At 74.2% G+C, this 24,099-nt stretch carries 22 protein-coding genes and 1 pseudogene; 17 read left to right on the top strand and 6 right to left on the bottom strand.

Annotated features, from left to right (window positions below; translation table 11 throughout):
• Positions 1-297: 297 nt before the first annotated feature.
• Positions 298-1,152: a siderophore-interacting protein gene (locus tag ACH4J0_RS11735; RefSeq protein ID WP_396238781.1), complete on the bottom strand. Its 855-nt coding sequence runs from the start codon at positions 1,150-1,152 to the stop codon at positions 298-300.
• A gap of 91 nt (positions 1,153-1,243) precedes the next feature.
• Here ACH4J0_RS11735 and ACH4J0_RS11730 point away from each other — a divergent pair, with 91 nt between their 5' ends.
• Positions 1,244-2,005, top strand: coding sequence for a TetR/AcrR family transcriptional regulator (locus ACH4J0_RS11730; RefSeq protein ID WP_396238779.1), 762 nt, complete (start codon positions 1,244-1,246; stop codon positions 2,003-2,005).
• 18 nt (positions 2,006-2,023) lie between these two features.
• Here ACH4J0_RS11730 and ACH4J0_RS11725 read toward each other — a convergent pair whose 3' ends face one another.
• Positions 2,024-2,221 carry a hypothetical protein gene (locus ACH4J0_RS11725; RefSeq protein WP_396238777.1) on the bottom strand — a complete coding sequence of 66 codons (198 nt, stop codon included), beginning with the start codon at positions 2,219-2,221 and terminating at the stop codon, positions 2,024-2,026.
• 186 nt (positions 2,222-2,407) lie between these two features.
• On the opposite strand from ACH4J0_RS11725, the gene ACH4J0_RS11720 reads away from it, so the two are divergent.
• Positions 2,408-3,721, top strand: a complete 1,314-nt coding sequence (locus ACH4J0_RS11720) for a D-alanyl-D-alanine carboxypeptidase family protein (RefSeq protein ID WP_396238775.1) — start codon at positions 2,408-2,410, stop codon at positions 3,719-3,721.
• A 30-nt stretch (positions 3,722-3,751) separates the two neighbouring features.
• On the opposite strand, the gene ACH4J0_RS11715 is transcribed toward ACH4J0_RS11720, so the two are convergent.
• The gene (locus ACH4J0_RS11715; RefSeq protein ID WP_396238773.1) at positions 3,752-4,063 is read right to left on the bottom strand and encodes a hypothetical protein; all 312 of its coding nucleotides are present in this window, start codon (positions 4,061-4,063) and stop codon (positions 3,752-3,754) included.
• Positions 4,064-4,152: 89 nt separating this feature from the next.
• Positions 4,153-5,880: a cytochrome c oxidase subunit I gene (ctaD, locus tag ACH4J0_RS11710; protein ID WP_396238771.1), complete on the bottom strand. Its 1,728-nt coding sequence runs from the start codon at positions 5,878-5,880 to the stop codon at positions 4,153-4,155.
• 108 nt (positions 5,881-5,988) lie between these two features.
• On the opposite strand from ctaD, the gene ACH4J0_RS11705 reads away from it, so the two are divergent.
• The 5 genes from ACH4J0_RS11705 (at position 5,989) to ACH4J0_RS11685 (ending at position 10,154) form a co-directional block, all read left to right on the top strand.
• On the top strand, positions 5,989-6,402 hold the full coding sequence (locus ACH4J0_RS11705) for a PPOX class F420-dependent oxidoreductase (RefSeq protein WP_396238769.1): 414 nt from the start codon (positions 5,989-5,991) through the stop codon (positions 6,400-6,402).
• Positions 6,403-6,615: 213 nt separating this feature from the next.
• Positions 6,616-7,020 carry an NTP pyrophosphohydrolase gene (locus ACH4J0_RS11700; protein ID WP_396238767.1) on the top strand — a complete coding sequence of 135 codons (405 nt, stop codon included), beginning with the start codon at positions 6,616-6,618 and terminating at the stop codon, positions 7,018-7,020.
• A 145-nt stretch (positions 7,021-7,165) separates the two neighbouring features.
• Positions 7,166-7,327 (top strand): hypothetical protein, encoded by a 162-nt coding sequence (locus tag ACH4J0_RS11695; RefSeq protein WP_396238765.1) that lies wholly within the window; start codon positions 7,166-7,168, stop codon positions 7,325-7,327.
• Between the two features lie 29 nt (positions 7,328-7,356).
• Complete coding sequence (locus ACH4J0_RS11690) at positions 7,357-9,612, top strand: heavy metal translocating P-type ATPase (protein ID WP_396238763.1); 2,256 nt, start codon at positions 7,357-7,359, stop codon at positions 9,610-9,612.
• Positions 9,609-10,154 (top strand): copper chaperone PCu(A)C, encoded by a 546-nt coding sequence (locus ACH4J0_RS11685; protein ID WP_396238761.1) that lies wholly within the window; start codon positions 9,609-9,611, stop codon positions 10,152-10,154. Before ACH4J0_RS11690 ends, ACH4J0_RS11685 begins: the two co-directional genes overlap by 4 nt.
• Before the next feature lie 59 nt (positions 10,155-10,213).
• Here ACH4J0_RS11685 and ACH4J0_RS11680 read toward each other — a convergent pair whose 3' ends face one another.
• Entirely contained in the window at positions 10,214-11,071 is an 858-nt protein-coding gene (locus ACH4J0_RS11680) for a universal stress protein (protein ID WP_396238759.1), read from the bottom strand.
• Positions 11,072-11,445: 374 nt separating this feature from the next.
• On the opposite strand from ACH4J0_RS11680, the pseudogene ACH4J0_RS11675 reads away from it, so the two are divergent.
• Positions 11,446-12,165: pseudogene (locus ACH4J0_RS11675) on the top strand (GAF domain-containing protein); the annotation flags it as partial.
• A 62-nt stretch (positions 12,166-12,227) separates the two neighbouring features.
• On the opposite strand, the gene ACH4J0_RS11670 reads toward ACH4J0_RS11675, so the two are convergent.
• Positions 12,228-12,959, bottom strand: a complete 732-nt coding sequence (locus ACH4J0_RS11670) for a class I SAM-dependent methyltransferase (RefSeq protein ID WP_396238757.1) — start codon at positions 12,957-12,959, stop codon at positions 12,228-12,230.
• Between the two features lie 304 nt (positions 12,960-13,263).
• Between ACH4J0_RS11670 and ACH4J0_RS11665 the strand changes: the two genes are divergently transcribed.
• From ACH4J0_RS11665 to ACH4J0_RS11625, 9 genes are all read left to right on the top strand, one after another.
• Positions 13,264-14,808, top strand: a complete 1,545-nt coding sequence (locus ACH4J0_RS11665; protein ID WP_396238755.1) for an AMP-binding protein — start codon at positions 13,264-13,266, stop codon at positions 14,806-14,808.
• On the top strand, positions 14,798-15,040 hold the full coding sequence (locus tag ACH4J0_RS11660; RefSeq protein WP_396238753.1) for a phosphopantetheine-binding protein: 243 nt from the start codon (positions 14,798-14,800) through the stop codon (positions 15,038-15,040). Before ACH4J0_RS11665 ends, ACH4J0_RS11660 begins: the two co-directional genes overlap by 11 nt.
• Positions 15,037-16,380, top strand: coding sequence for a flavin monoamine oxidase family protein (locus tag ACH4J0_RS11655; protein ID WP_396238751.1), 1,344 nt, complete (start codon positions 15,037-15,039; stop codon positions 16,378-16,380). The genes ACH4J0_RS11660 and ACH4J0_RS11655 overlap by 4 nt, the downstream gene beginning before the upstream one ends.
• 125 nt (positions 16,381-16,505) lie before the next feature.
• A complete protein-coding gene (locus ACH4J0_RS11650; RefSeq protein ID WP_396238749.1) occupies positions 16,506-18,212 on the top strand; it encodes a class I adenylate-forming enzyme family protein in 1,707 nt (568 codons plus the stop codon).
• 17 nt (positions 18,213-18,229) lie between these two features.
• Positions 18,230-19,612 carry a KamA family radical SAM protein gene (locus tag ACH4J0_RS11645; protein ID WP_396238747.1) on the top strand — a complete coding sequence of 461 codons (1,383 nt, stop codon included), beginning with the start codon at positions 18,230-18,232 and terminating at the stop codon, positions 19,610-19,612.
• Positions 19,609-20,673, top strand: coding sequence for a RimK family alpha-L-glutamate ligase (locus tag ACH4J0_RS11640; protein ID WP_396238745.1), 1,065 nt, complete (start codon positions 19,609-19,611; stop codon positions 20,671-20,673). Before ACH4J0_RS11645 ends, ACH4J0_RS11640 begins: the two co-directional genes overlap by 4 nt.
• The gene (locus tag ACH4J0_RS11635) at positions 20,670-21,902 is read left to right on the top strand and encodes an AMP-binding protein (RefSeq protein WP_396238743.1); all 1,233 of its coding nucleotides are present in this window, start codon (positions 20,670-20,672) and stop codon (positions 21,900-21,902) included. The genes ACH4J0_RS11640 and ACH4J0_RS11635 overlap by 4 nt, the downstream gene beginning before the upstream one ends.
• On the top strand, positions 21,899-23,194 hold the full coding sequence (locus ACH4J0_RS11630; RefSeq protein ID WP_396238741.1) for an MFS transporter: 1,296 nt from the start codon (positions 21,899-21,901) through the stop codon (positions 23,192-23,194). The genes ACH4J0_RS11635 and ACH4J0_RS11630 overlap by 4 nt, the downstream gene beginning before the upstream one ends.
• Positions 23,191-24,081: an SDR family NAD(P)-dependent oxidoreductase gene (locus tag ACH4J0_RS11625; protein WP_396238739.1), complete on the top strand. Its 891-nt coding sequence runs from the start codon at positions 23,191-23,193 to the stop codon at positions 24,079-24,081. The genes ACH4J0_RS11630 and ACH4J0_RS11625 overlap by 4 nt, the downstream gene beginning before the upstream one ends.
• The last annotated feature ends 18 nt before the right edge of the window (positions 24,082-24,099 follow it).

Genomic DNA, 24,099 nt, shown 5'->3' with positions numbered 1-24,099 from the left:
AGTAAAAATGACCATCAGAAAGTAAAATACACAGTATGAATCCGGCCGTCTCCGCCCCTTTTTCACCGATCAGGGCCGGTCAGAGAACGGTGAGAACTGACCGATCCACCAGCAAAAAGTGTCGATGGCGAACTCTGGCCACAGGCGGAACATCGCCACCGGCTGCCTACTTGTCGACACTTCGACCCTTCCTTCCCCGTCGACCGCGGTCGAAACAACGGGCTTCGGCAGCGCCGGGCGGGCGGCCGGGGAGTTCGTCCACACACCCCGGCCGCCCGGCGTTTCCGGCCCTGCCCGTCAGGCGGAGGCGGCCAGCCGCTCCTGGGCGTCCGCCAGGTCCTCGGCCGTCGGTGCGTCGTCCTGGGTCAGCCGGTGGCGCCAGTACCCGGTGAAGTCGATGTCCTCCTTCGGCACCCCCTGCTCCTCGACCAGGCACCGGCGCACCGCCCGTACCGCGCCCGCCTCCCCCGCCAGCCAGACGAAGGGCTGACCGCCGGGCAGCACGCAGTCCCGGAACGCCTCGGTCAGCACGCTGCCCGGGGCCGCACCGTCGCGGTACAGCCACTGCACCTCCAGCTCGGCGCGGCTGCCCAACTCCTGACGTTCCGCCCGGTCCGCGACCTCGATCCAGGCGTACGCCCGCGCCCCCTCGGGTAGCGCCTCCAGCAGCGTCGCCATGGCCGGCAGCGCCGTCTCGTCCCCGGCCAGCAGCACCCAGTCGGCCTCCGCCGCGGCCTCGGCGAACGGGACCGGCGGGGCGTACAGCGCGGACGGGCCGACCAGTCCGAGCCGGTCCCCCGGCGCGGCCCGCAGCGCCCAGGCTGCGGCCGGTCCGGTGTCGCCGTGGAGCACGAAGTCGACCTCGATCCGGCGGGTGCCGGGGTGCCGGCGGCGCAGGGTGAAGCTGCGCAGCAGCGGGCGCTCGTCCTCGGGGATCGCCAGGTAGGCCTGGTACCAGCCCATCGGGTCGTCCTGCTGGGCGGGCAGCACCGGCCGGCGCTGCCCGGCGCGCGGGAAGCAGAGCTTGAGCTGCTGGTCGGGTGTCGTGCCCACGGTGTCGGCCAGGGCCTCGGCCTCGAAGGTGACCCGGGCGGTGCGCGGCGTGATCCGGTCGACCGTCACGACCTCGACCAAGGTGACGGGCAGTGTCATCGCGAAACCCCTTCGGTTCGGAATCCTGATAACCTTACGGCATAAAGAGTTACCGCCGCGTGGTTACTTTACGCCATAAGGAGACGCCTGGATGACCGTCTACGCCGGGCAGGGAGACGCCGATCGCTCGCTCGCCCTGCTCTGGGGCCGGGCCGAGGAACCGCGCACCGGGCGCAGCGGCCCGAAACCGGGCCTGAGTACGGACGCGATCGTGTCCGCCGGAATCGCGGTGGCCGACGCCGAGGGGATGGCCGCCCTGTCGATGCGCGCCGTGGGCGAACGGCTCGGCTGCACCGCGATGGCGCTCTACACCTACGTGCCCGGCAAGGCCGAACTGCTCGACCTGATGCACGACCGCGTGCTCGCCGAAGTCCCCGGCGAACTCCCGCTGTCGGAGGGCTGGCGGGCCGCCGTCACCGCCTGGGCCGAGGAACTCCACGCGTGCTACCTGCGCCACCCCTGGGTGCTCCAGGTCTCGCAGGCCCGCCCCGTCCTGGGACCGGCCGAACTCGCCGCCATGGAGAGCCTGCTGGCTGCCCTCCGACCGGCCGCACTGGCCCCGGACCGACTGCGCGGGGCGGTCGCCGCGCTCTGGCAGTTCGTCCGCGGCACGGCCGCCACCACCGCGGACGCGCGCGGCGCGGCGGCCGCCACCGGCGTCGCCGACGAGGACTGGTGGAACGCCCGATCGGCCCGACTCGCCGAACTGGCACCGGACTTCCCGCAGCGCTTCCCGCTGCTCACCGCTCTGCAGAGCGCCGGCGGCGGAGCACCCGAGGACGGCGGCCGGGAGGCCTTCCGCGCCGGACTCGCGGTGCTGCTCGACGGGGTGGCCTCGGGGCCCGGGCACTGAGCCCTCGGGCGGGCCGGGTCAGCCGTTGCGGGCGGCCGGGATCGCCAGCGGGACGCCGAGCACCAGCAGCACCGCGTACCCGGCGGTCTCGTGGCCGCCCGGCACCGGGAAGCGGACGAATCCGAACAGCCGGAAACCCCCGAGCCGGTCGGACGGCAGGCCGGAACCGCCGCCCAGGATCAGCACGAAACCGAGGTAGCCGAGCAGGTTCTTCATACCCCGAGCGTAGGAACCCGCGACCGCCCGCCCAACCGACTTTCGGCGCGGCCGCCGACCACCGAAGTCGCGGCCGCGCGGCAACGGGTGCGCGGGCCCCTGAAGCGACCGGTGGCTCCGGACGGAGCAGCAGGCCCGGCGGTCCGGCGGCGGCGCCGGTACGTTCGCCCTGTGCAGCCAAAGCGAGTGCAGCAGAAGCCACCGTCCGTCGCCAGGATCGTGGCCGCCTCCGCCACCTCCGCCCTGGTGCTCGCCGCCGGTGCCGCGACGACCCTCGCCCAGGACGCCGCCACCTCCCCCGTCGGCGGGGAGCGGCTGGGCCGTCCGGACGTCCAGGTCGCTCCGCTGGCCGGAGCCCCCGCCCTGCCCGCCGAACTGACCGGCCGGTCCTGGCTGGTCGCCGACGCCGGCACCGGCGAGGTGCTCGCCGCCCGCAACGTCCACCAGCCGATGCCCCCGGCCAGCACCCTCAAGATGCTGTTCGCGGACACCGTGCTGCCCAAGTTCGACCGCACGCTGGAGCACCAGGTCACCCCGGCAGAACTCAGCAACCTCGGTGTCGGCAGCAGTCTGGTCGGCGTGAAGGAGAACCTCCCGTACCGGGTCGAGGACCTCTGGCGGGGCGTCTTCCTCAGCTCCGGCAACGACGCCGTGCACGTCCTGGCGAACATGAACGGCGGCATCCAGCAGACCGTCAGCGAGATGCAGGCCCGCGCCCAGTCGCTCCAGGCCCGCGACACCAAGGTGGTCTCGCCCGACGGCTACGACATGGACGGCCAGGTCTCCTCCGCCTACGACCTCACGCTGTTCGCCCGCGCCGGGCTGCGCAACGCCGACTTCCGCTCCTACTGCTCCACCCGCACCGCGCGCTTCCCCGGCGGCCTGGACAAGAACACCGGCCAGCGCACCGCCTTCGACATATCCAACACCGACCGGCTGCTCGGCAAGTACCCGGGCCTGATCGGCGTCAAGAACGGCTACACCACCAACGCGGGCGCCACCTTCACCGGCGCCGCCGAACGGGGCGGCCGCACCCTTCTGGTGACGGTGATGCACCCCGAGGCCCAGGGCAGGGTGTACGACGAGGCCGCCAGCCTGCTCGACTGGGGCTTCGCGGCCGCGGGCAAGGTCCGGCCGGTCGGGCAACTGGTCGAGGACCTCACCCCGAACGCCTCGGGCGGGGCGGGCGGCACCGCGGCCGGCGGTGACGCCTCGCTGCCGCCGTGGTCGCGCCCGCCCGTCTTCCACGGCGGCTCCGGCTGGGCACCCGCCCTGTGGTCCGGCGCCGCGCTCGCCACCGCGCTCGCCGTCTGGGTCGCCGCCCGCACGGCCGTCCGCCGCCGCGCCTCGGGCGCGGCGGCCGCCGGCCACACGCTGGTCGGCGGTCCCACCGGCGCCGGAGCCGTGGCCATCGGCTCCAGCGGCGTCAGCGGGCGCGGCCGTTGGCGGCCGGCCCGCCGCATCCGCGCCCTGCTCCGCCCCCGCCGCCGGCACGGCTGACCTCGTCGACGGCGCGGCCCTCACCGTGGCTCAGCGGTGCGGGGTGGTGAACAGGACGGCACAGAACGCGGCCGTGGTGGCGACGAGGAGTGCGGTGAGTGCGCACCGGGCGCGAAGGTGCCGGTAGCGGGTCTCGTATTCGGCGCGCAGTTCGTCGCGGCGCCGGCGCAGCCGGACCAGCTGGTCACGGGACACGCGCAGGTGCGTACGGGTGTAGTGGTGTTCGAGGTCCTGGCGCTGTGCGCTGGTGAGCCAGGGCAGCCGGTCGGCGAGGTCGCGCGCCGCTCGCCGGGCGTGTTCGGTTTCGGCCTGCCAGTACAGGTAGCCCTCGAGCTCCTGCACGGCGCGACCGGCTTCGTCTCCGGCCGCGAGAACGGTCCGTACGGGAGGCAGGCAGCGGGTCGGGTGGGGCCGACCGGGACGGGGCGCGTTCACGCGCCGTCCCGGTCCCGGGTGGTGATCGCGGTACGGGTGCCGGACTGGCGGCCGGCGTCCTGGAGTTCGTCGGGGATCTCCGGGTGGTGGAGGTTGAAGGCGGGGGATTCGGAGCGGATGCGGGGCATGGTCACGAAGTTGTGCCGGGGCGGCGGGCAGGAGGTGGCCCACTCCAGCGAGCGGCCGTAGCCCCACGGGTCGTCCTCGACGACGCGCTCGCCGTACTTGGCGGTCTTCCAGACGTTGTAGAGGAACGGCAGCATCGACAGGCCGAGCACGAAGGAGCCGATGCTCGAGACGGTGTTCAGGGTGGTGAAGCCGTCCGAGGCCAGGTAGTCGGCGTAACGGCGGGGCATGCCCTCCGCGCCGAGCCAGTGCTGCACCAGGAAGGTCGCGTGGAAGCCGAGGAACAAGGTCCAGAAACACATGCGGCCGAGGCGCTCGTCCAGCATCTTGCCGGTCCACTTGGGCCACCAGAAGTGGAAACCGGCGAACATCGCGAACACGACGGTGCCGAAGACCACGTAGTGGAAGTGGGCGACGACGAAGTACGAGTCCGAGACGTGGAAGTCGATCGGCGGCGAGGCCAGCAGGACACCGGTCAGACCGCCGAAGAGGAAGGTGACCAGGAAGCCGATCGCCCAGAGCATCGGGGTCTCGAAGCTCAGCGAGCCCTTCCACATGGTGCCGATCCAGTTGAAGAACTTCACACCGGTCGGGACCGCGATCAGGAAGGTCATGAAGGAGAAGAACGGCAGCAGCACCTGTCCGGTGACGAACATGTGATGGGCCCACACGGTGATCGACAGGCCGGCGATGGCGATGGTGGCGGCGATGAGGCCGGAGTAGCCGAACATCGGTTTGCGGGCGAAGACCGGAAGGACCTCGGAGATGATGCCGAAGAACGGCAGCGCGATGATGTAGACCTCGGGGTGGCCGAAGAACCAGAACAGGTGCTGCCACAGGAGCGGGCCGCCGTTGGCGGGATCGAAGACGTGTGCCCCGAACTTGCGGTCCGCCTCCAGGGCGAACAGCGCGGCGGCCAGCACCGGGAAGGCCAGCAGGACCAGCACCGAGGTCAGCAGGACGTTCCAGACGAAGATCGACATCCGGAACATCGTCATGCCCGGGGCGCGCATGCAGATGATCGTGGTGATGAAGTTGACCGCACCGAGGATCGTGCCGAAGCCGGAGAAGGCCAGACCCATGATCCACATGTCGCCGCCGACGCCGGGTGAGTGCACCGCGTCCGACAGCGGGGAGTAGGCGAACCAGCCGAAGTCGGCGGCGCCGTTCGGGGTCAGGAAGCCGCAGACCGCGATGAGGGAGCCGAAGAGGTACAGCCAGTACGCGAACATGTTCAGCCGCGGGAAGGCCACGTCCGGGGAGCCGATCTGCAGCGGCATGATCCAGTTCGTGAACCCGGCGAACAGCGGCGTCGCGAACATCAGCAGCATGATCGTGCCGTGCATCGTGAACGCCTGGTTGAACTGCTCGTTCGTCAGGATCTGGATCCCGGGCCGAGCCAGCTCGGCCCGCATGACCAGGGCGAGGATGCCACCGAGCAGGAAGAACGCGAAGGAGGTCACCAGGTACAGGGTGCCGATCTTCTTGTGATCCGTCGTCGTCAGCCAGACCACGATCATCTTCCCGCGGTTCAGCCGCCCGGGCCGGGTTGCGGGTTCGGACGCAGGAGGGCTGCCGGGCTCGGTCAGGGTGGTCATGGGGGTACTCCGTTCCTGGTTCGGACACGAGCGCTTCCCAGCGTAGTCGAGCCTTCACGTTTCGTAATCGAAAGGCGGGCCGGACGGAGCGGCCCTTAGACTCTCGGCATGACCACGCCCGACCCCGCCGCCCCGGACCGGCTCGCCCGGATCGTCAGCCTCTCCGCCGGCAGCTATCTCCTCGTCACCACCTACAAGAAGGACGGCACTCAGGTGCCGACCCCGGTGTGGGTGGTCCGCGACGGGGAGGCCCTCGGGATCTGGACCGTGGCGGACTCCTGGAAGGTCAAGCGGATCCGCAACCGCGCCGACGTCCTGGTCGGCCCCTGCGACGTCAAGGGCAGGCCGACCGGCGGGCAGTACCCCGCCACCGCCGAGATCCTCGGCCCCGAGCGCACCGCCGCCTACCGCACCCTGCTGCGGCAGAAGTACGGCCTGCTCGGCGTGCTCACCCTGCTCGGCAGCCGACTGCGCCGCGGCGAGCGCGGCACCGTCGGCATCCGGATCACCCTGGCGGACTGACCGCCCCCCGGTGCGGGTGCACCAGCACGCCGGGCGCCGGCTCCTCGGCCGGCCACGCCCGGGCCGCCGGAACACCCCGACCGCTCAAGGACGCCCTCGGACACGTCCGCTTCCCCGATCCCACCTGACGAGGCCACCGCCAGGACCCGGAACCCGGCTCCGACCGGCCGGAGTGACGGCCGCCCGCCGACCGTCGTGGCAGGCTTGGCGGCCATGGAACAGTACGAGGTCGCGCCGCCGCTCCTGCTGGTGGTGGACGGCGCCAACGTGGTCGGTTCGGTTCCGGACGGCTGGTGGCGCGACCGGCGCGGCGCCGCGGAACGCCTGCGGGACTCCCTGGTCGCCGTCGCCGAGCGGGGCCTGTCGGAGCGGCCCGGCCCGCTGGAGGTGGTGCTGGTGGTCGAGGGCGCGGCCCGGGGCATCGCCGGCCTGCCCGAGGTCCGGGTGGTGCCGGCGGACGGCAGCGGGGACGACCGGATCGTGGAACTGGTCCGCGAGGCCCGCGCCGGACGTCCGGCGCGGGCCTGCCTGGTGGTCACCGCCGACCGCGAACTGCGCGCCCGGGTCACCGACCTGGGCGCGAACGTCACCGGCCCCCGGAGCGTGCGGAGTCAGTGATGCCGACCGGTTGTGGAACCCGTCCCGCCCGGCTGCCGGGTAACGCCCGGAACAGGGTTCCCGGGAATCCGGAAGGTGCGGGAACCAGCCGCTCCGGTCGTCCGACTGGTGGGGGGTGAGTGCGAAATCGCCGGGTGTCCGGCCGTTGAGTGTGCTGGCGGGGTTCGCCCTGCTGCTGGTGGTGGTGTTCGTGGTGGCGTACGGCGTGGGGCGGCAGGCCGGCCCGGTGGCTCCGGGGCTGACGCCGGGCCGGGGTGGCGGGGCGTCGCCGGGGACGGGTGGGCACGACATGGGCGGGATGCGGTGAGCCCGCTCGCGGGGGCGGACCCCGGGGCGATGCTGTCCACCGATCTGGCGGTCGGCGGGATGACCTGCGCCGCGTGCGTGGGCCGGGTCGAGAAGCGGCTGGGCCGGATCGACGGGGTGACGGCCGGGGTGAACCTGGCGACCGGGCGGGCCCGGGTGCTGCACCCGGCCGGGGTGTCCGTCGAGGAGCTGGTCGCGGCGGTCGAACGGGCCGGTTACACCGCGGAGTTGGCCTCGGCCGGGGTGCCCGGCGGATTGGCGGAGGAGGAGCCGGACGAGCGCTGGCGACTGCTGGTCACCGCCCTGCTGGCCGTCCCGGTGCTGGTCCTGTCGATGGTGCCCGCGCTGCAGTTCACCGCCTGGCAGTGGGTCTGCTTCGCGCTGGCCGTCCCGGTGGTGACCTGGGGCTCGGCGGGTTTCCACCGACGGGCCGCGCAGGGGCTGCGGCACGCCGCCGCGACCATGGACACCCTGGTCAGCCTGGGCGTCGTCGCCTCCTTCGGCTGGTCGGCGTACGCGCTGTTCCTCGGCGGGGCCGGTCAGTTGGGCATGCGGATGCCGTTCTCGCTGACCGCCGACGGCGGCGGCGCGGCGCACGTGTACCTGGAGGCGGCGGTCGGCGTACCGCTGTTCGTACTGGCCGGCCGGCTGCTGGAGGGCCGGGTGCGGCGCCGCAGCGGCTCCGCGCTGCGGGCGCTCGCCGAACTGGGCGCCAAGCAGGTGTGCGTCCGGGCGGAGGACGGCGAGGAGCACCTGATACCCATCGAACTCCTCCTGCCCGGACGGGAGTTCGTTGTACGGCCGGGCGAACGGGTGGCCACCGACGGGGTGGTGGTCGAAGGCGGTTCGGCGCTCGACCTCAGCCTGCTGACCGGGGAGAGCGTGCCGGTCGAGGTCGGCCCCGGGGACCGGGTGGCCGGGGCGACGGTGAACGTCGGCGGGGCGCTGGTGGTGCGGGCCACGGCCGTCGGCGCGGACACCCAACTGGCCCGGATCACCGCGCTGGTGGCCGACGCCCAGGCCGGCAAGGCCCGGGCGCAGCGGCTGGCGGACGCGGTCGCCGGGGTGTTCGTGCCCTGCGTGCTGACTGTCGCGGTGTCCGTGCTGGGCTTCTGGCTGGGGGCCGGCGCGGCCCCGCAGGCGGCGGTGACGGCGGCGGTCGCCGTGCTGGTGGTGGCCTGCCCGTGCGCGCTGGGCCTGGCCACCCCGACGGCGCTGCTCGCCGCGACCGGCCGCGGCGCCGAACTGGGTGTGCTGGTGCGCGGCCCGGAGGTGCTGGAGAGCCTGCGCCGGGTGGACACCGTGGTGGTGGACAAGACCGGCACGCTGACCACCGGCCGGATGGAGCTGGCGGCCGTGACGGTCGCCGGCGGCCTTACCCAGCTCACCGAGCTCACCGAGCTCACCGAGCTCACCGAGCAGGAGGTGCTGCGGCTGGCGGGGGCGGTCGAACACCACTCGGAGCACCCGATCGGACGGGCCGTCGCCGCGGCCGCCCGGGAGCGCTGCGGGCCCCTGCCGCCGGTGGACGGCTTCGCGGCCACGACCGGCCTCGGGGTGTCCGGCACGGTCGGGGGCCGGTCGGTCCGGGCCGTCCGGCCGGACGGTGGCGCCCTGCCGCCGGAGCTCGCCCGGGCCGTCACGGAGGCGGGGGAGGCGGGCCGCACCGCCGTACTCGTGGAGCTGGACGGCCGGGCCGCGGCCGTGCTGGAGGTCGGCGACACGCTGCGCTCGGGCAGCTGGCGAGCCCTCCACCGGCTGCGCGGGATGGGCCTGGAGACCGTTCTGCTGACCGGCGACGGTCCGGGCGCCGCGCGGGCCGTCGCCGCCGAACTGGGCATCGAGCGGGTGCACGCCTCGGCCTCGCCCGAGCGCAAGGCCGAGGTGGTGGCCGAACTGCGGGCTGCCGGACGGACGGTGGCAGTGGTCGGCGACGGCGTCAACGACGCGGTCGCCCTGGCCTCGGCCGACCTCGGGGTGGCGCTGGCCTCCGGCAGCGACGCCGCGATCGGCGCGGCCGGACTGACCCTGGTGCGCGGCGAGATCGAGGCGGTGGTGGACGCCGTGCGCCTCGCCCGGCAGACCCTCGCCACCATCCGGGCCAACCTGCTCTGGGCCTTCGGCTACAACCTGGTGCTGATCCCGCTGGCCGCCGTCGGGCTGCTGAACCCGGTGCTGGCGGCGGTCGCGATGTCGCTCAGCTCCCTGCTGGTGGTGGGCAACAGCCTGCGACTGCGCACCTGGGAGCCGGGGCGCGGTCAGCAGCGGAAGGGGGCCCGGCGGTGAGGGCACGGGAGCGGTCCGAGGTCGCGAAGCGGTTCGAGGTCGCCAAGCGGTTCGGTGTTCCGGCGTCGGAACGGTTCGGGGTGGCCGGCCCGCCGGTCGGCGCCGCGGTACTCGCGCTGGCCCTGCTCACCGGCTGGACGGCCGTCGGCGGGGCCGGCGGTCCCCGCCCGGTGCAGGCCGGCGACGGCTGGATGCTGCTGCCGACGGCGGGCGCGGCCTCGGCCACCGCGGCCTTCTTCACGATCCGCAATCCGGGCGACGTCCCCGACGAACTGACCAGCGCCGAATGGGAGTTCGGTGGACCGATCACCCTGAAGCGGCATCTGCACCAAGGCGCGGCGGGCCGCTGGGAGCCGGTCTCCGCCCTGCCCGTCCCCGGCCGGGGCGAACTGGCGATGTCCCCCGAGGACGCCGACCTGATGATCGCCGCCCCGCCCCCGCTGAAGCCCGGCCGGCGGGTGACCTTCACCCTCGCCTTCCGGCACAGCCCGCCGCTGCGGCTGACCGCCACGGTCCTGCCGCCGGGCGGGCGCCCGCGCTGAGCCGACGACCCGGTGGGTGAGGGACGTGAACGCCTCCCTCCCCACCGGGCCGTCCACGTCTACTCGTGCGGGACGACCGCGACCGGTGCCTCGGCGTGGTGCAGCGCCGCGTGCGCGACCCGGCCGAGCCGGGAGCCCAGCTCGATCGGGCGCTGACGCCTGCCGACCACCACCAGGGCGGCCCCGGCGGAGGCCTCCACCAGCCCGCGCGCGGCGTCCAGCCGGACGTCCTCGACCACCTCGACCGCCGGGTGCCGCTCGCGCTGCCCGGCCAGGGCGAGCGTCAGCAGCTTCTCCTCCAGCGTCTTCAGCTGCTCGACCTCCCCCGCCGGTACGGCCCCGCCCGCGTAGCCGAACAGCGGCGGCAGGTCCCAGCCGTGCACCGCCCGTACCCGGGCACCGCGCAGGGCGGCCTCGCGGAAGGCGAAGGCGAGCACCGCCTCCTCGGGGGCGTGGGCGTCGACGCCGACCACCACCTCGCCGGAGGCCTCGTGCCCCTGCCCGGCGTCCCGGACCACGACCACGGGCGTGTCACTGCGCCCGGCCACCGCCATGCTGACCGAGCCGAGCAGCAGCCCTGTGAAGCCGCCGCGCCCGCGCGATCCGAGCACCAGCAGGTCCGCCTCGGCGGCGGCGGCCACCAGCCCGTCCACCGGGGCGTCCAGCACGGCGTCGACGTGGACGGTCAGCTCCGGGTGCGGTGCGCGGACCGCGTCGGCGGCCTCCGCCAGGATGCGCTGGGCGGCGGCCGGCAGGTCGTCGGGCTCGGCGAAGGAGGACACCCCGTCGGTCAGCCACGGCCAGGCGTGCACCAGCCGCAGCGCCGCCCCTCGGCGCCGCGCCTCCTCGGCGGCCCACTGGGCGGCGGCGGTGCTCGCCGACGAGCCGTCGACCCCGGCCACCACGGTTGACGTCATCAGAGTTCCTCCACTGTCTCGGTGCCGGGAACGGCGCGCACTGACGCCCCGTCCGCTCTGGTCCCACCCTGTCCCCCGCCGACGGCCCGCCACCAGAGGCCGCAAGCCCCTTGCCAGCGGGACGAAGGACCCGACGGCCGGAACACTACGGGCGACCCCGGCCTCCTCCCCGACGACACCCGGGCACTACCGTGTGGACACGACATTCCGGCTGGTCGGACGGCGCCCGGGCCGGGCCGGCCGGTCGGCGTGCACGGTCGGGGCGGGAACGAGCCCGGGCGACCAACGAGCCCGAGCCACGACGGGTCGGGCCGAGGACGAGGAGGACGGCGGTGGGCGGAGCGGACGGCAGCGCGGCGGGTGGCGGCGCGCGGATGCCCCGGCTGCGCCTGGACGAGCTGCTGGAGGAGCTCCAGTGGCGGATCGACGCGGCGCGCGGCACGCAGAACCGGGTGCACAACCTGCTGGAGGCGGTGCTCGCGGTCGGCCGCGAGCTGGACCTCGCGCAGGCGCTGCACCGGATCGTGGAGGCCGCCGTCGACCTGGTCGACGCCCGCTACGGCGCGCTGGGCGTGATCGGCCCGGACGGGCACACCCTGTCGCAGTTCCTGACGGTCGGTCTGTCCGACGAGGAGACGGCCGGGATCGGCGCGCCGCCCGCCGGCCGGGGCATCCTCGGCGAGCTGATCCGCCACCCGCAGCCGCTGCGCTGCCCGGTGTTGTCCGACCACCCCGCCTCGGTCGGCTTCCCGCCCGACCACCCGCCGATGCACACCTTCCTGGGGGTGCCGGTGCGGGTGCACGGCGAGGTGTTCGGCAACCTCTACCTGACCGACAAGCGCGGCGGCCTGGACTTCGACGAGGACGACGAGGCGGTGATCGCGACCCTGGCCGTCGCGGCCGGGGTCGCGATCGACAACGCCCGACTGTACGAGGAGGCGCAGCTGCGCCAGCGCTGGCTGCGGGCGAGCACCGAGATCACCCGCAGCCTGCTGTCCGGCGCGCCGCGCCTGGAGGTGGTCCAGCTGATCGCCCGCCGGTCCCGGGAGATCGCCGGCGCCGAGCTGGACCCGGCCGCTGCGGGAGGCACCCCTCGGGCCCTGACCCGGCAGGCGCCGCCGTGGGCGGGACCCCCGTCCCGGACGGCCGCCGCCCCTCAGGCCCGGAAGGCCAGCAGCCGGTAGCGCGGGTCGGGGCGCGGGGCGTCCTGGTCGGGCAGCGCGGCGAGCGCCCGTTCGACGGTGGCCGCGTCGGCGGCGGCCCGGCACCAGGGGATGCGGCCCTTGGTGACGGCCTCCCGCCAGGCGCGCGGGCTGCGGCCCTGGCCGAGGCCGGGGAACTCCGCCCCGGCCACCGGGTCCAGGCCGAGGGCGGCGGCCTGGGCCCTCAGCCGGTCGGTGCCGTCCGTCGCCCGCGGGGCGTGCCGGCGGCGCAGGACGGCCGTGGCGTCGGCGAGGTCGCTCGGGGCGGTGAAGTACGCGTCGTCCTTGTCCACGGTGGTGATCAGCACCCCTCCCGGGCGCAGCACCCGGCGGGCCTCCGCGAGGACCGGCGCGGCGTCCGGCAGCAGGTGGAGCAGCCAGACCATCGCCACGGCGTCCACGGCTCCGGTACGGAGCGGGAGCCCGGTGGCGTCCGCACGGAGGACGGCACCGGGCAGGCGCCGTGCCGCGAGGCGCAGCATCGCGGGCGAGCGGTCGACCCCGAGGACGGTCCGGCCCGGGCGGAGCAGGCGCGCGGTGACGATGCCGGTGCCGCAGGCGACGTCCAGCACCGTCCTCCCGTCGGGGGGCAGCAGCCGGTCGACGGCCCGGGCGGCGGCTTCCGCGCGGGGTTCGCCACCGCGGGTGGTGTCGTAGTGCAGCGCCTCGGCGTCGTAGTCGAGCATCCGGTCTCCCCGTTCAGACGCGTTCGAACGCGTTCGGACGCGCTCGGACGGGTAGTCAAGCGGTTCGACGGAGGGCGGGCAAGTGGTCCGCGCACATCCGTCCGGGCACGGGTTGACGTCACGTCAGAAGAGCCCGGGCTCACCGTGCTTACCCGAACGAACGGATCGACGGCGGGTGGTTCACACTTCCACCACCGATCCTCGGAAGAACACCCTCAACATCCATTGTCGCCACGCATGTTCGAAGGTAGAGTCGCCGTTCGCCGAGCACGGATGAGCAGTTCTCAGCGCATTTGGGGCGGGCATGTCAATTATTCGCGGTTCCCTCCAGGTCGCCCCCGACCTACTTGACGTGTTCAGTGATATCGCACGTCGAAATCCCCGTCGTCCGGCGATCGTCCACAACGGACGCGCCCTGAGTTACCACCGACTCCTGGAGTCGGCGAACGCCCTGGCCAGACGCCTGGGTCCGGATCCCGGCACGGTCGCCGTGCCGGCCGTCCACGCACCGGAAACGGTGGTCGCACTTCTCGGCGTGCTGACTGCCGGGGGCACCTATTGCCCCGTCGATCCGGTATTCCCGGCGCTCCGCCGACAGGCGATGGCGGCGGCCGCGCAGTGCCGTACCGCGGTGTCCGGAAGCTCCGGAGACCTCCTCCGACTCGACACCCGATTAGTGGAGTTACCGAAACCCGGGGAAATCCCGGGAGACCCCCCGGGGCACCCGCCCCGGACGGGCCCGGAACAACCGGCCTACATTCTCTTCACGTCGGGTTCGACCGGGCAGCCGAAACCCGTCGTGACACCCCGCCGAGCCGTCGCGGCCACCGCCCGGGCGCTGGGCGGGCTGTTCCGGCTCACCCCCGAGGACCGGGTGCTCCAGTTCGCCTCGCTCAACTGGGACACCTGCTTCGAGGAGATCCTCCCGACCCTCACCACGGGCGCGACCCTCGTCATGGACCGGGACGCGCACAGCGGCTCCTTCCCCCGGTTCCTGCGGCTGGTCGAACGCGAGCGGATCACCGTACTGGACCTGCCCACCGCCTTCTGGCACGAGCTGGTCCACCACCTGGTCGACTCCGGCGACCGACTCCCCTCCTGCCTGCGCCTGTTGGTGATCGGCGGGGAGGCGGCCGGGCCCGCCCGGCTGGCCGACTGGGCCCGGCTGCCCACCGGCGCGGTCCGGCTGTTGAACACCTACGGCTGCACCGAGACCACCCAGATCACCCACGCCGTGGACCTGGCCGGCCCACTGGCAGCGGGTCCGGCCCGGAGCGGCACCACACGCGCGCCGATCGGCCGCGCCCTGCCGCACGTCGTCGAACTCATCGACGATCTGGGCGAGTTGCTGATCGGCGGACCGGCCCTCGCGCTCGGCTACCTCGGACTGCCCGAGGCGACCGCGGCGCGGTTCATCACCCTGGACGGCGAGCGGTTCTTCCGCACCGGCGACCGGATGAGCCGCGACCCGGACGGTCTGCTCACCCACCAGGGTCGCCTGGACGGCGAGTTGAAGATCCGCGGCATCCGGGTCGACCCGGCCGAGGTCGAGGCGCACCTCACCGGCCACCCGGCCGTCAGCGCGGCCGCCGTCACCGGCACCACCGCGGCCGGCCGCACCATCCTGGTCGCGTACGTGGTGGCGCGCCGGCACGCCCCGGCCGGGCAGCTGGACCGCGAGCTGCTGTCCTACCTGCGCGCCCGGCTCCCCGGCCACCTGGTGCCGGGCCGGATCACCCTCGTGCCCCGGCTGGTGCACACCCCGAGCGGCAAGGTCGACCGGGCCGGCTGCCACCTGCGCTACGCGGGCTCCCCCGACAGATCCAAGGAGACCTCCCTTGAGCACTGACCTCACCACCCCCGTCACCGCGGCGGCCCTGGTGGCAGTCTTCCGGCGCGTCCTGGAGCACGAGGACGTCACCGCCGACTCCGACTTCTTCGACCTGGGCGGCGACTCGCTGCTCGCCACCCGGGTGCTGAGCGCCGTCTCCCGCACCCACGGCGTCGAGCTGACCTTCGACGACTTCCTGCTCGCCCCCACCCCGGCCGGCCTGGCACGACGCATCGCGGCCGCCGCATGAACGAGGACCACAGACGCACCGCGGTCGTGGTCGGCGCCGGACTGGCCGGGCTCACCGCCGCGACCGGACTGGCGGCCCACGGCTTCGCCGTCACCGTGCTGGAGGCCCGGGACCGGGTCGGCGGACGCACCCACGGCATCGAGGCCGCCCCCGGCGTCCGGGTCGACGCCGGCGCCGCCTACCTCGGCGAAAGGCACACCGAACTCGCCGCACTGCTCGCGGATTCGGGTCTCAAGACCGCCCCCACCACGATGCTCGGCGCCAGCCGCTTCGCCCTCCACCCCGGATCCGAAGGGCCGGTCACCCGGGACGGCCGGTTCCCCCCGCTCAACGCCGTCGCCCTCGGCGACCTGTTCGAGCGACTGGCCGAACTCACCGACGCGGTACGGCCGGAGGCGCCCTGGCTCACCCCGGACGCCGAGGAGCTGGACAACCTCACCGCCGCCGAGTGGGCCGAGCAGCACCTCACCCACCCGGACGCCGCGCTCTTCTTCCCGCTCTTCCTCGGCGAGATGTGCGCCGCCGACCCGGCCGACATCTCCGTCCTCCACCTCGCCTTCTACCTGCGCTCCGGCGGCGGCCTGCGCTACCTCAACGCCTTCGCCGGCGGCGCCCAGCAGGACCGGATCGACGGCGGCGCCCACCAGCTGTGCGAGCGGATGGCCGAACGGCTGGGCACCCGGGTGCGGCTGGGCGAGCCGGTCCGAGCCGTCCACCAGGACGACCGGGCGGTGACCGTGCACACCGGCCGGGGCGCCTACCGGGCGGACGTCGCGGTACTGGCGCTGCCCCCGCTGCTCGCCGACGCGATCGCCTACCGGCCCGCCCTGCCGACACCGCGCGCCGAAGAGCGCACCGCACGCGGCTGCGCGGTCAAGGTCCACCTGGTCTACCCGGCCCCGCTCTGGCGCGACCACGGCCTCTCCGGCTGGTCGGTCAACGCCCGGGGGCCGCTGCTCTCCACCGTGGACGACTCCCCAGAGGGCGGGATCGGCGTGCTGACCGGCTTCGTCACCGGCCGCGAGGCCCACCGCTTCGGCGCGCTCACCCCCGGGCGGCAGCGCGCCGAAGCCCTCGACCAGGCCGACCGGCTGTTCCCGATGCTCCCCGAGCCGATCGGCTTCCACGTCACCGACTGGCTCAACGACCCCTTCAGCGAGGGATGTTACGCCGCCCTGCTGGGGCCCGGCGACTGGACGCGGATCGGGCCGACGCTCACCGAGCCGCACGGGCGGGTGCACTGGGCCGGCACCGAGACCAGCACCGCGTACTTCGGCCTGATGGAGGGCGCGGTCCGCTCCGGCCACCGGGTGGTCGCCGAGATCCTCGCCCGCGGCTGATCCCGCCGGCCCGCCCCACCTCCCCTCCGACCCGCCCGCGTCGGCAACCGCGGGGCCCCTCACCACACCCCGAGCGCCGGTCCCACGAGGATCCGCGCCCGGCACCCCACGTCCGGAGAAGCGCCATGAGCGATCAGAGTCCCATCGCACCCCTCGCCGCCAGAGAGCGGCTGATGACCGAACCCACCCTCGGAGCCGGCAACTTCCTCGACCACGCGCTCGCGGCGAACCCCCGCCGGTCCGTCCCGTTCGTCTTCACCCACCGCACCGACCACCGCGGCGAGGTGGTGCTGCGCGGCCACAGCCTGCTCGACCTGGTCGCCCTGCGCGACCGCTACGCCGCCTGGTACCACGCCAACGGGGTGCGCCCCGGCGAGCCGGTCGCCGTCGTGGTCGGCGAGGGCCTGGAGCCGCTGCTGCACTTCCTCGCGCTCACCGCGCTCGGCGCCGTCCCCGCGCTGGTCAACGACGCGATGCGGCACGACGTGCTGGTCCGCTACCTGGACCACGTCGGCGTGGTCGGCGTGGTCGCCGACGACACCACCAGGCTGGCCGCCGCCTACCGGACGGACCCGCAGCGGCGCCCGCGCTTCCTCGCCCTCGCCGCCGAGGTACGGGCCTTCGACGCCGCCGCCGTCGCCCTGCCCGCCGGCCACCCGTACCGGCACTCCGACGACGACGTGGTGGCGCTGATCCACTCCTCCGGCACCACCGGCATCCCCAAGTCGACCATGCTGGCGCACCGCGGGTTCTGGGACGGCAAGCAGCCCCGCATGGTGCGCTTCCCAGCCGAGCCGTACGACCGGCTGATGTCGCTGATGCCGCACACCCACGCCGGCGGTCTGAGCTACTTCCTCACAGCCGTCCTGCTCGGGCTGCCGACCGTGGTGATGTCGGACTGGCGCCGCGCCGTGGTGGAGCCGGTGATGGAGGCCTTCCAGCCGACCATGGTGGCCTCCTTCCCGCGCACCTTCGTCGAACTGGCCACCGGCGAGCTGCCGGTGCGCGGCGCGGCCCGGGTGCACTCCTGGTTCAACACCGGCGACAGCGCCCACCACGGGCACGTCCGCCGGCTGGTGACCCTCGGCGAGCGGCCGGCCGGGCTGATCCGCCCCTGGCTGCTGCCGCGGCAGCGGGCCGAGGAACCCGCCCTGCCCGGTTCGCAGTTCATCGACGGCCTGGGCTCCTCGGAGATGGGCATGGCGCTGTTCGGGCAGGTCACAACGCCGGAGAGCGCGCGCGACGACCGCTGCGTCGGCAAGCCGCTGGAGGTCGTCCGCCGGGCCGCCGTGCTGGACCACGACGGCACCGAACTCCCGGACGGGACCGTCGGGTTGCTCGCCGTGGACGCCCCCTCGCTGACCCCGGGCTACTGGAACGACGAGCGGCTGACCGCCAGCTTCGAGCTGGCCGGCTACTGGCTCACCGGCGACGTCGCCCGCCGCGACGCCGACGGCCGCTTCCACCACCTCGACCGCACGGTCGACGTCATCGACACCACCGACGGCCCGGTCTACAGCCTGCCGATCGAGGAGGTGCTGCTCGCCGACTGCGCCGACCTGGTCCGGGACTGCGCCGTGGTCGGCGTCCCGGCGGACCATGGAGCAGGTCAACTGCCGATCGCAGTCGTGCAGTTGCAGACCGAGGCGCAGGGCGAAGGAGCCGAGGACGTACGGGCCGCGGCCAACCGGGCGCTGGCCGACGCGGGACTGGCCGCCCTCGCCGCCGTCCGGATCGCCCGTACGCCGGAGGACTTCCCGCTCGGGCCCACCGGCAAGGTCCTCAAGCGCGAACTGCGCACCCGCCACGCCGACCTCCTCACCGGCCAGTAGGCGCCGTGGACCGCCCCGTGATCCGCCAGCCGTACCAGTACGCGCGGACGGCGCTGGTCGAACCGGACTGGCGCCGGCTGCCGGGCTGGCGCCGCGTCACCGAGGCGCAGTGGCGCGACGCCCAGTGGCAGCGCGCCCACTCCGTCCGGAACGCCCGCCAGCTGCGGGCCGTCGTCGGAGAGCTGCTCACCGACCACTTCTACCGTGAACTCGCCGCCGACCAGGCGGAGTTCGCCACCATGCCGATGCTGCTGCCGCCGCAGGTGCTGAACACCATGGCGACCGACGCCCCGACCGACCCACGGGCCTTCACCGAGGCCTTCCTGGCCGACCCGGTGCGCCGCTACATGCTGCCGGTGCGCTCGGACCGCCACCCGCACTGGCCCAGCCACCCGCTGGCCGAACGCGACTCGCTGCACGAGGCCGACATGTGGGCGGTGGAGGGCCTGACCCACCGCTACCCCACCAAGGTGCTCGCCGAGCTGACCGCCACCTGCCCCCAGTACTGCGGCCAGTGCACTCGGATGGACCTGGTCGGCACCTCCACCCCGCAGGTGGCCAAGACCCGGCTGCTGCTGCGCCCCGCCGACCGGCAGGAGCAGATGCTCGACTACCTCAAGCGCACCCCCTCGGTGCGCGACGTGGTGGTGTCCGGCGGCGACCTCGCCAACGTGCCCTGGCCGCGCCTGGAGTCCTTCCTGCTGCGGCTGCTGGACCTCGGCACGGTGCGGGACATCCGGCTGGCCAGCAAGGCCGTGGTGGGCCTGCCGCAGCACTGGCTGCAACCGCCGGTCCTGGCGGGCGTGGCGAGGGTCGCCGCCGTCGCCGCCCGCCGGGCCGTCAACCTGGCCGTGCACACCCACGCCAACCACGTCCGGTCCGTCACCCCGCTGGTCGCCGAGGCGGCCCGGGCCCTGCTGGACGCGGGCGTACGGGACGTGCGCAACCAGGGCGTGCTGATGCGCGGGATCAACGACACCCCGCAGGCCCTGCTGGACCTCTGCTTCGCCCTCCAGGGCGAGGCCGGCGTCCTGCCGTACTACTTCTACCTCTGCGACCTCGTCCCGGGCGCCGAGCACTGGCGCACCCCGCTGCACCGGGCGCAGCACCTCCAGGAGGCGATCATGGGTTACCTGCCCGGCTACGCCACGCCGCGCCTGGTCTGCGACGTCCCCCGGGTCGGCAAGCGCTGGGTGCACCAGGCCGTGGCGTACGACCGCGAGCGCGGCGTCTCGTACTGGACCAAGAACTACCGCACCAGCCTGGACAGCGACCCGGCCGACGAACCCGCGCTCGACCGGCGCCACCCCTACTACGACCCGGTGGACACCCTGCCCGAGGCCGGCCGCCGCTGGTGGGCCGAGTCCTCCGCCGCGCCCGCAGCCCGAGGAGACCGATGAGCACCCCCGACCCGGCCGGCGGACTGCGCCGGATGTGCTGGATCTTCCCCGACCGGGAGTCCTCCCGGATGACCGCGCTGTGGCACGACTTCTTCTGGGACCTCTACGCCGAGAGCGCCGCCGACCTCGGGCTGCGCTGGAGCCGGCACGCCCCGGACGCCGTCACCGTCGACGCCACCGCCCCCGGCCGGCCCCGGGTGTACGTGGACGACGAGCCCGTGGCCCCCGAGGACACGCTGTTCATCACGGCGCTCTACTCACTGCCGTACCAGTCGATGGACGTCTTCAACCAGTACGCCCTGTACGCGGTGCTCGAACAGGCCGGCTTCTACCTGCCGTTCCCGCCGCAGGTGTCGCTGATCGGCAACGACAAACTGGCCACCCTGCTGTTCCTGGCGGGCTCCCCGGTGCCGACCATCCCCACCGTGCGGATCGGGACCGGCCGGGACACCGCCAAGTACGGCTACGAGGTCGCACTCGGGAACATGACCTACCCGGCCATCGTCAAACCCTCCGGCTGGTGCGGCGGCGGAGGGATCAACCTGGCCCGCGGCCCCGAGGACGTCCGGGGCCTGGCCAGCCTCGCCCAGGGCGGCGACACCACCCTGGTGATCCAGCCGTACCTGGGCGACGGGACGATCGACTACCGGGTCTACGTGGTCGACGGACGGCCGTACGCGGTGATGAAGCGCACCCCCGAACCCGGCTCCCCGGTCGCCAACGCCAGCCGCGGCGGCGCCATGGAGTTCCCCCCGGTGCCGCCCGAACTCGCCGCCGCCACCGCCTGGTTCGCCGAACGGCTGCCGATCCCGTTCTTCTGCGTGGACTTCCTGCACGACGGCGAGCGGTACTGGTTCTCCGAGCTGGAGCCCGACGGCGTGATCGCCCCGGACTTCACCGACCCGGACCGCGCCCTGCAACGGGACGTCACCCGGGCCCGGTTCGCCGCCTACCGGGACGGCCACGCCGAGTGGCTCGCCGACGGCGCCCGCCCGCTCACCCTCTCCCCCGGCAGCACCCTCGACCGCCTCTCCTCCCGACACCGGACGGATGCCCGATGACCGCCTTCTCCCTCACCCCGGAGGCCGCCGCGCCCCGACTCCGGGTGGCCCGGCGCACCCTGGAGCGGCTGCGGAGCGTCCCCGCCCTGGCCGGGCGCTACCCCGGGCACCTCGACGCCGGCTCGCTGGAGCGGCTGGCCGAACTCCCGCCGCTGGCCAAGGACGACCTCAACACCGCCCTCGCCCACCTGGAGCCGGCCGCCGAACGGTCCGCCACCTGGCTGTTCCAGAGCGGCGGCAGCACCGGCGCCCCGAAGGTCGGCTATGCCCCCACCGGCTTCTACATGGCCGGTGTGCACGCCCACTGGCAGCCGCTCGACCGCACCGACGTCTTCGTCAACGCCTGGGGCGCCGGCCGGATGTGGGGCGCCCACTTCCTCGCCGCCGCGCTGGCCGACCTCTCCGGCTGCAGGATCATCGCGCTCGGCTCGGTCGCCCGGGAGGAGTACGGCGCCTGGCTGGAGTTCCTGGCCGCCCGCCGGGTGACGGCCATCGGCGGCACTCCCAGCGTGCTACGGCTCTGGTTCGCGCACGCCCGCGCCACCGGGCTCGAACTCCCCTCGCTGCGCAAGGTGTTGTGGCTCGGCGAGGCCTGGCAGCCGCAGCTGGACGCGGACCTGGCCGCGGTGGCCCCGCTGGCCCGGCGCTGGGGCATGTTCGGCAGCACCGAGACCTGGGTGGTGGGCACCAACACCCCGCACTGCCCGGCGGACGTCTTCCATCCGCTGCCGGAGCAGCTGGTGCACGTCGACGCCGACGCCGGCGGGCTGCTGGACTTCACCGCCCTCGACCCGGAGGTGCTCAACCCGGTGCTGCGCTACCGCACCGGCGACGCGGGCGAGTTGACCACCTGCCCGTGCGGCCGCCCGGAGCCGGCGATGCGCGTCCTGGGCCGGCGCGACAGCGTCGTCCAGGTGCGTGGACTCGGGCTGGACGTGGACGAGCTGATCGCCCGGGCCGAGCGAGAACCGGCGGTCGCCCGGGCCCAGGTGGTGCTCACCGAACAGGGTGGCCGGGCCACCGGCGTGGAGGTGCTGGTGCTGGCCGCCGGCCAGGGCGCGGCCCCGGACGTCGAGCGGCTGCGCAAGGAGCTGTTCGGCGACACCTCCACCCTGAGCACCGCCTTCCAGCACGACCCCGGGTCCTTCCGGGTGCGTCCGGTGGACGAGCTGGTCAGCAACGGCCGCACCGGCAAGACCGCCGCCCTGGTCGTCCGGGAGCAGTCGTGACCGCGGAAGCAGCCCGGGCCCGGCCCGAGGAGTCACCCCTCGGCCGCGGCTTCTCGCTGTTCTGGGCCGGGCAGACCGTCAGCCTGGTCGGCGACAAGGTCACCGTCTTCGTCGTCCCGACCCTGATGATCTTCGTGCTGCACGCCTCCGCCCTCCAGGTCGGCGTGGTCGCGATGGCCCAGTACCTCGGCATCCCGCTGCTCGGGCCGGTCGCGGGTGTGCTGGTGGACCGCTGGGACAAGCGCCGCACGATGCTCGCCTGCGACCTGGTCCGGCTGGGCGCCGTCGCGGCGATCCCGCTCGCGTACGCGCTCGACGCGCTCTCCACCCCGCTGCTCTTCGGCTGCGTGGCCGTCATCAGCGGCGCGACCATCTTCTTCAACGTCGGCTACCTGGTCGCCGTCCCCGCCGTGGTGCCCGAGGACGGGATGGTCCGCGCCTACTCCCGGCTGGAGGGCAGCGGTTCGGTCGCCGAGGTCGCCGGGCCGTCCGTCGCCGCCGCCCTCTACGGCGCGCTCGGGGTGGCCGCCCTGCTGGTCGACGCGGCCAGCTACCTGGTCTCGGCGGTCTGCTTCCGGTACATGCGGCCCTGGGGCGAGCGGACGGTCGAGGAGGGCTCGATCCGAGAGCGGCTGACCCTCGGCTTCCGGCTCAACTGGGCCGACCCGGTGCTGCGCCGGGTGGTGCTGGCGGCCGTCACCCTCAACTCCGGCGGCCCCGTGTTCGTCACCGTGCTGCCCGTCCTCGCCTACCGCGGCCTGGGCGTGCGGGTCGGCGTCTTCGGCGCGGCCATGTCCGTCGCGGCGCTCGGCGCGCTGCTCGGGGCCGTGGTCGCGCCCCGGCTCTCCCGGCGGTTCGGCCTGGGGCGGACCATGGCGTGGTCGCTGCTGCTGCACTGCCTGGTCGGCCTCGGCGTGCTCGCCGCGCCCGCGCTGCCGCCCGGCCCGGTGATCGCCGTGACCATGGGCTGCTACGGCTTCTTCATGTCCTGCATCAACGTGTGCAGCGCCCCCGCCCGCCAGTCCCGGATGTCCGCACGCAACCAGGGCGTCATGCACGCCGCCTTCCGGACCGTGACCTGGGGGGTGATCCCGCTCGCCGCCCTGGTCGGCGGGCTCGCCGTCACCCTGCTCACCGGACCGCTCGGCATCCTGGACGCCACCCGGGCGGTGATGGCCGGTGGCACCCTGCTCGCCGCCTGCTCCTTCGTCCCCGCCCTCGGTCTCCAGCCGCTCCTGGACGCCGCCGGCCGCGAGGGGGCCGACCAGCCGCCGGCGGGGGCGGGCGCATGAGCGATCCGCACCCGGCGGACCCGGCGGGAAGGGTCCTGCTGATCACCGGCACCTCCTCCGGCATCGGCCTGGCCACCGCCCTCGCCGCGGCCCGGGCCGGGTACACCACCGTCGCCACCGTGCGCGAGCCCGCCCGGGCGACGGCCCTGCACCGCGCCGCCGGGGCCGCCGGGGCCACCGTGGACGTCCGCCGGCTGGACGTCACCGACCCCGGGTCGGTCACCGACTGCCTGGACTCCGTGCGGCGGACGTACGGACGGCTCGACGCCGTCGTCAACAACGCGGGCGTCTCCAACTCCGACCCCACCCTGGAGATGTCCACCGACGCGGCGCTGCGCGCCAACCTGGACGTCAACTTCTTCGGCGTCGCCACGGTCAGCCGGGCCGCGATGCCGCTGCTGCGCGCCACCGGCGGCCGGCTGGTCACCGTCGGCAGCGTGCACGGTGTGGTCGGCCAGCCGTTCAACGAGGCCTACTGCGCCGCCAAGTTCGCCGTCGAGGGCTTCATGGAGGCGCTCGCCCCGGTCGCGGCGGCGCACGGCGTCCGGGTCTCGCTGGTGGTGCCGGGCTTCGTCCCGGACACCGGCTTCGGCGTCTTCCCCGACGTCAACCGGGCCACCCTCCAGGCCGCCTCCGGACCGTACGCACCCACCTTCGCCGGCTACCTCGCCTGGATCGGCGGCCAGGGCTGGGAGTCGGCCGGCCAGCCGGCCCGGGAGGTCGCCGAGGTCGTCGTCCGGACCCTCGGCGAACGGCACCCGCCGTTCCGGGTGCCCACCAACGCCTGGGCCGCCGACTACCTGGCCGCCAAACTCGCCGACCCCGACGGCTCCGCCGTCCAGGCCCTCGCCCGCACCTGGCTCGGGCATCCCCCGCCCGCGTCCTGATCCACGACCTGACCCACG

It is taken from the genome of Kitasatospora sp. NPDC017646, from assembly GCF_044329365.1.
In the GTDB taxonomy this organism is placed as follows: domain Bacteria; phylum Actinomycetota; class Actinomycetes; order Streptomycetales; family Streptomycetaceae; genus Kitasatospora.
This window is presented reverse-complemented; position numbering and strand designations above follow the sequence as displayed.

Excerpts from the sequence above, each read along its gene's own strand:
- ACH4J0_RS11635 (WP_396238743.1), top strand. The coding sequence starts at position 20,670 with ATGACCGCCTTCTCCCTCACCCCGGAGGCCGCCGCGCCCCGACTCCGG.
- ACH4J0_RS11650 (WP_396238749.1), top strand. The coding sequence starts at position 16,506 with ATGAGCGATCAGAGTCCCATCGCACCCCTCGCCGCCAGAGAGCGGCTG.
- ACH4J0_RS11640 (WP_396238745.1), top strand. The coding sequence starts at position 19,609 with ATGAGCACCCCCGACCCGGCCGGCGGACTGCGCCGGATGTGCTGGATC.
- ACH4J0_RS11690 (WP_396238763.1), top strand. The coding sequence starts at position 7,357 with ATGCTGTCCACCGATCTGGCGGTCGGCGGGATGACCTGCGCCGCGTGC.
- ACH4J0_RS11625 (WP_396238739.1), top strand. The coding sequence starts at position 23,191 with ATGAGCGATCCGCACCCGGCGGACCCGGCGGGAAGGGTCCTGCTGATC.
- ACH4J0_RS11680 (WP_396238759.1), bottom strand. The coding sequence starts at position 11,071 with ATGACGTCAACCGTGGTGGCCGGGGTCGACGGCTCGTCGGCGAGCACC.
- ACH4J0_RS11725 (WP_396238777.1), bottom strand. The coding sequence starts at position 2,221 with ATGAAGAACCTGCTCGGCTACCTCGGTTTCGTGCTGATCCTGGGCGGC.
- ACH4J0_RS11665 (WP_396238755.1), top strand. The coding sequence starts at position 13,264 with ATGTCAATTATTCGCGGTTCCCTCCAGGTCGCCCCCGACCTACTTGAC.
- ACH4J0_RS11700 (WP_396238767.1), top strand. The coding sequence starts at position 6,616 with ATGGAACAGTACGAGGTCGCGCCGCCGCTCCTGCTGGTGGTGGACGGC.
- ctaD (WP_396238771.1), bottom strand. The coding sequence starts at position 5,880 with ATGACCACCCTGACCGAGCCCGGCAGCCCTCCTGCGTCCGAACCCGCA.
- ACH4J0_RS11735 (WP_396238781.1), bottom strand. The coding sequence starts at position 1,152 with ATGACACTGCCCGTCACCTTGGTCGAGGTCGTGACGGTCGACCGGATC.
- ACH4J0_RS11655 (WP_396238751.1), top strand. The coding sequence starts at position 15,037 with ATGAACGAGGACCACAGACGCACCGCGGTCGTGGTCGGCGCCGGACTG.
- ACH4J0_RS11705 (WP_396238769.1), top strand. The coding sequence starts at position 5,989 with ATGACCACGCCCGACCCCGCCGCCCCGGACCGGCTCGCCCGGATCGTC.
- ACH4J0_RS11670 (WP_396238757.1), bottom strand. The coding sequence starts at position 12,959 with ATGCTCGACTACGACGCCGAGGCGCTGCACTACGACACCACCCGCGGT.
- ACH4J0_RS11730 (WP_396238779.1), top strand. The coding sequence starts at position 1,244 with ATGACCGTCTACGCCGGGCAGGGAGACGCCGATCGCTCGCTCGCCCTG.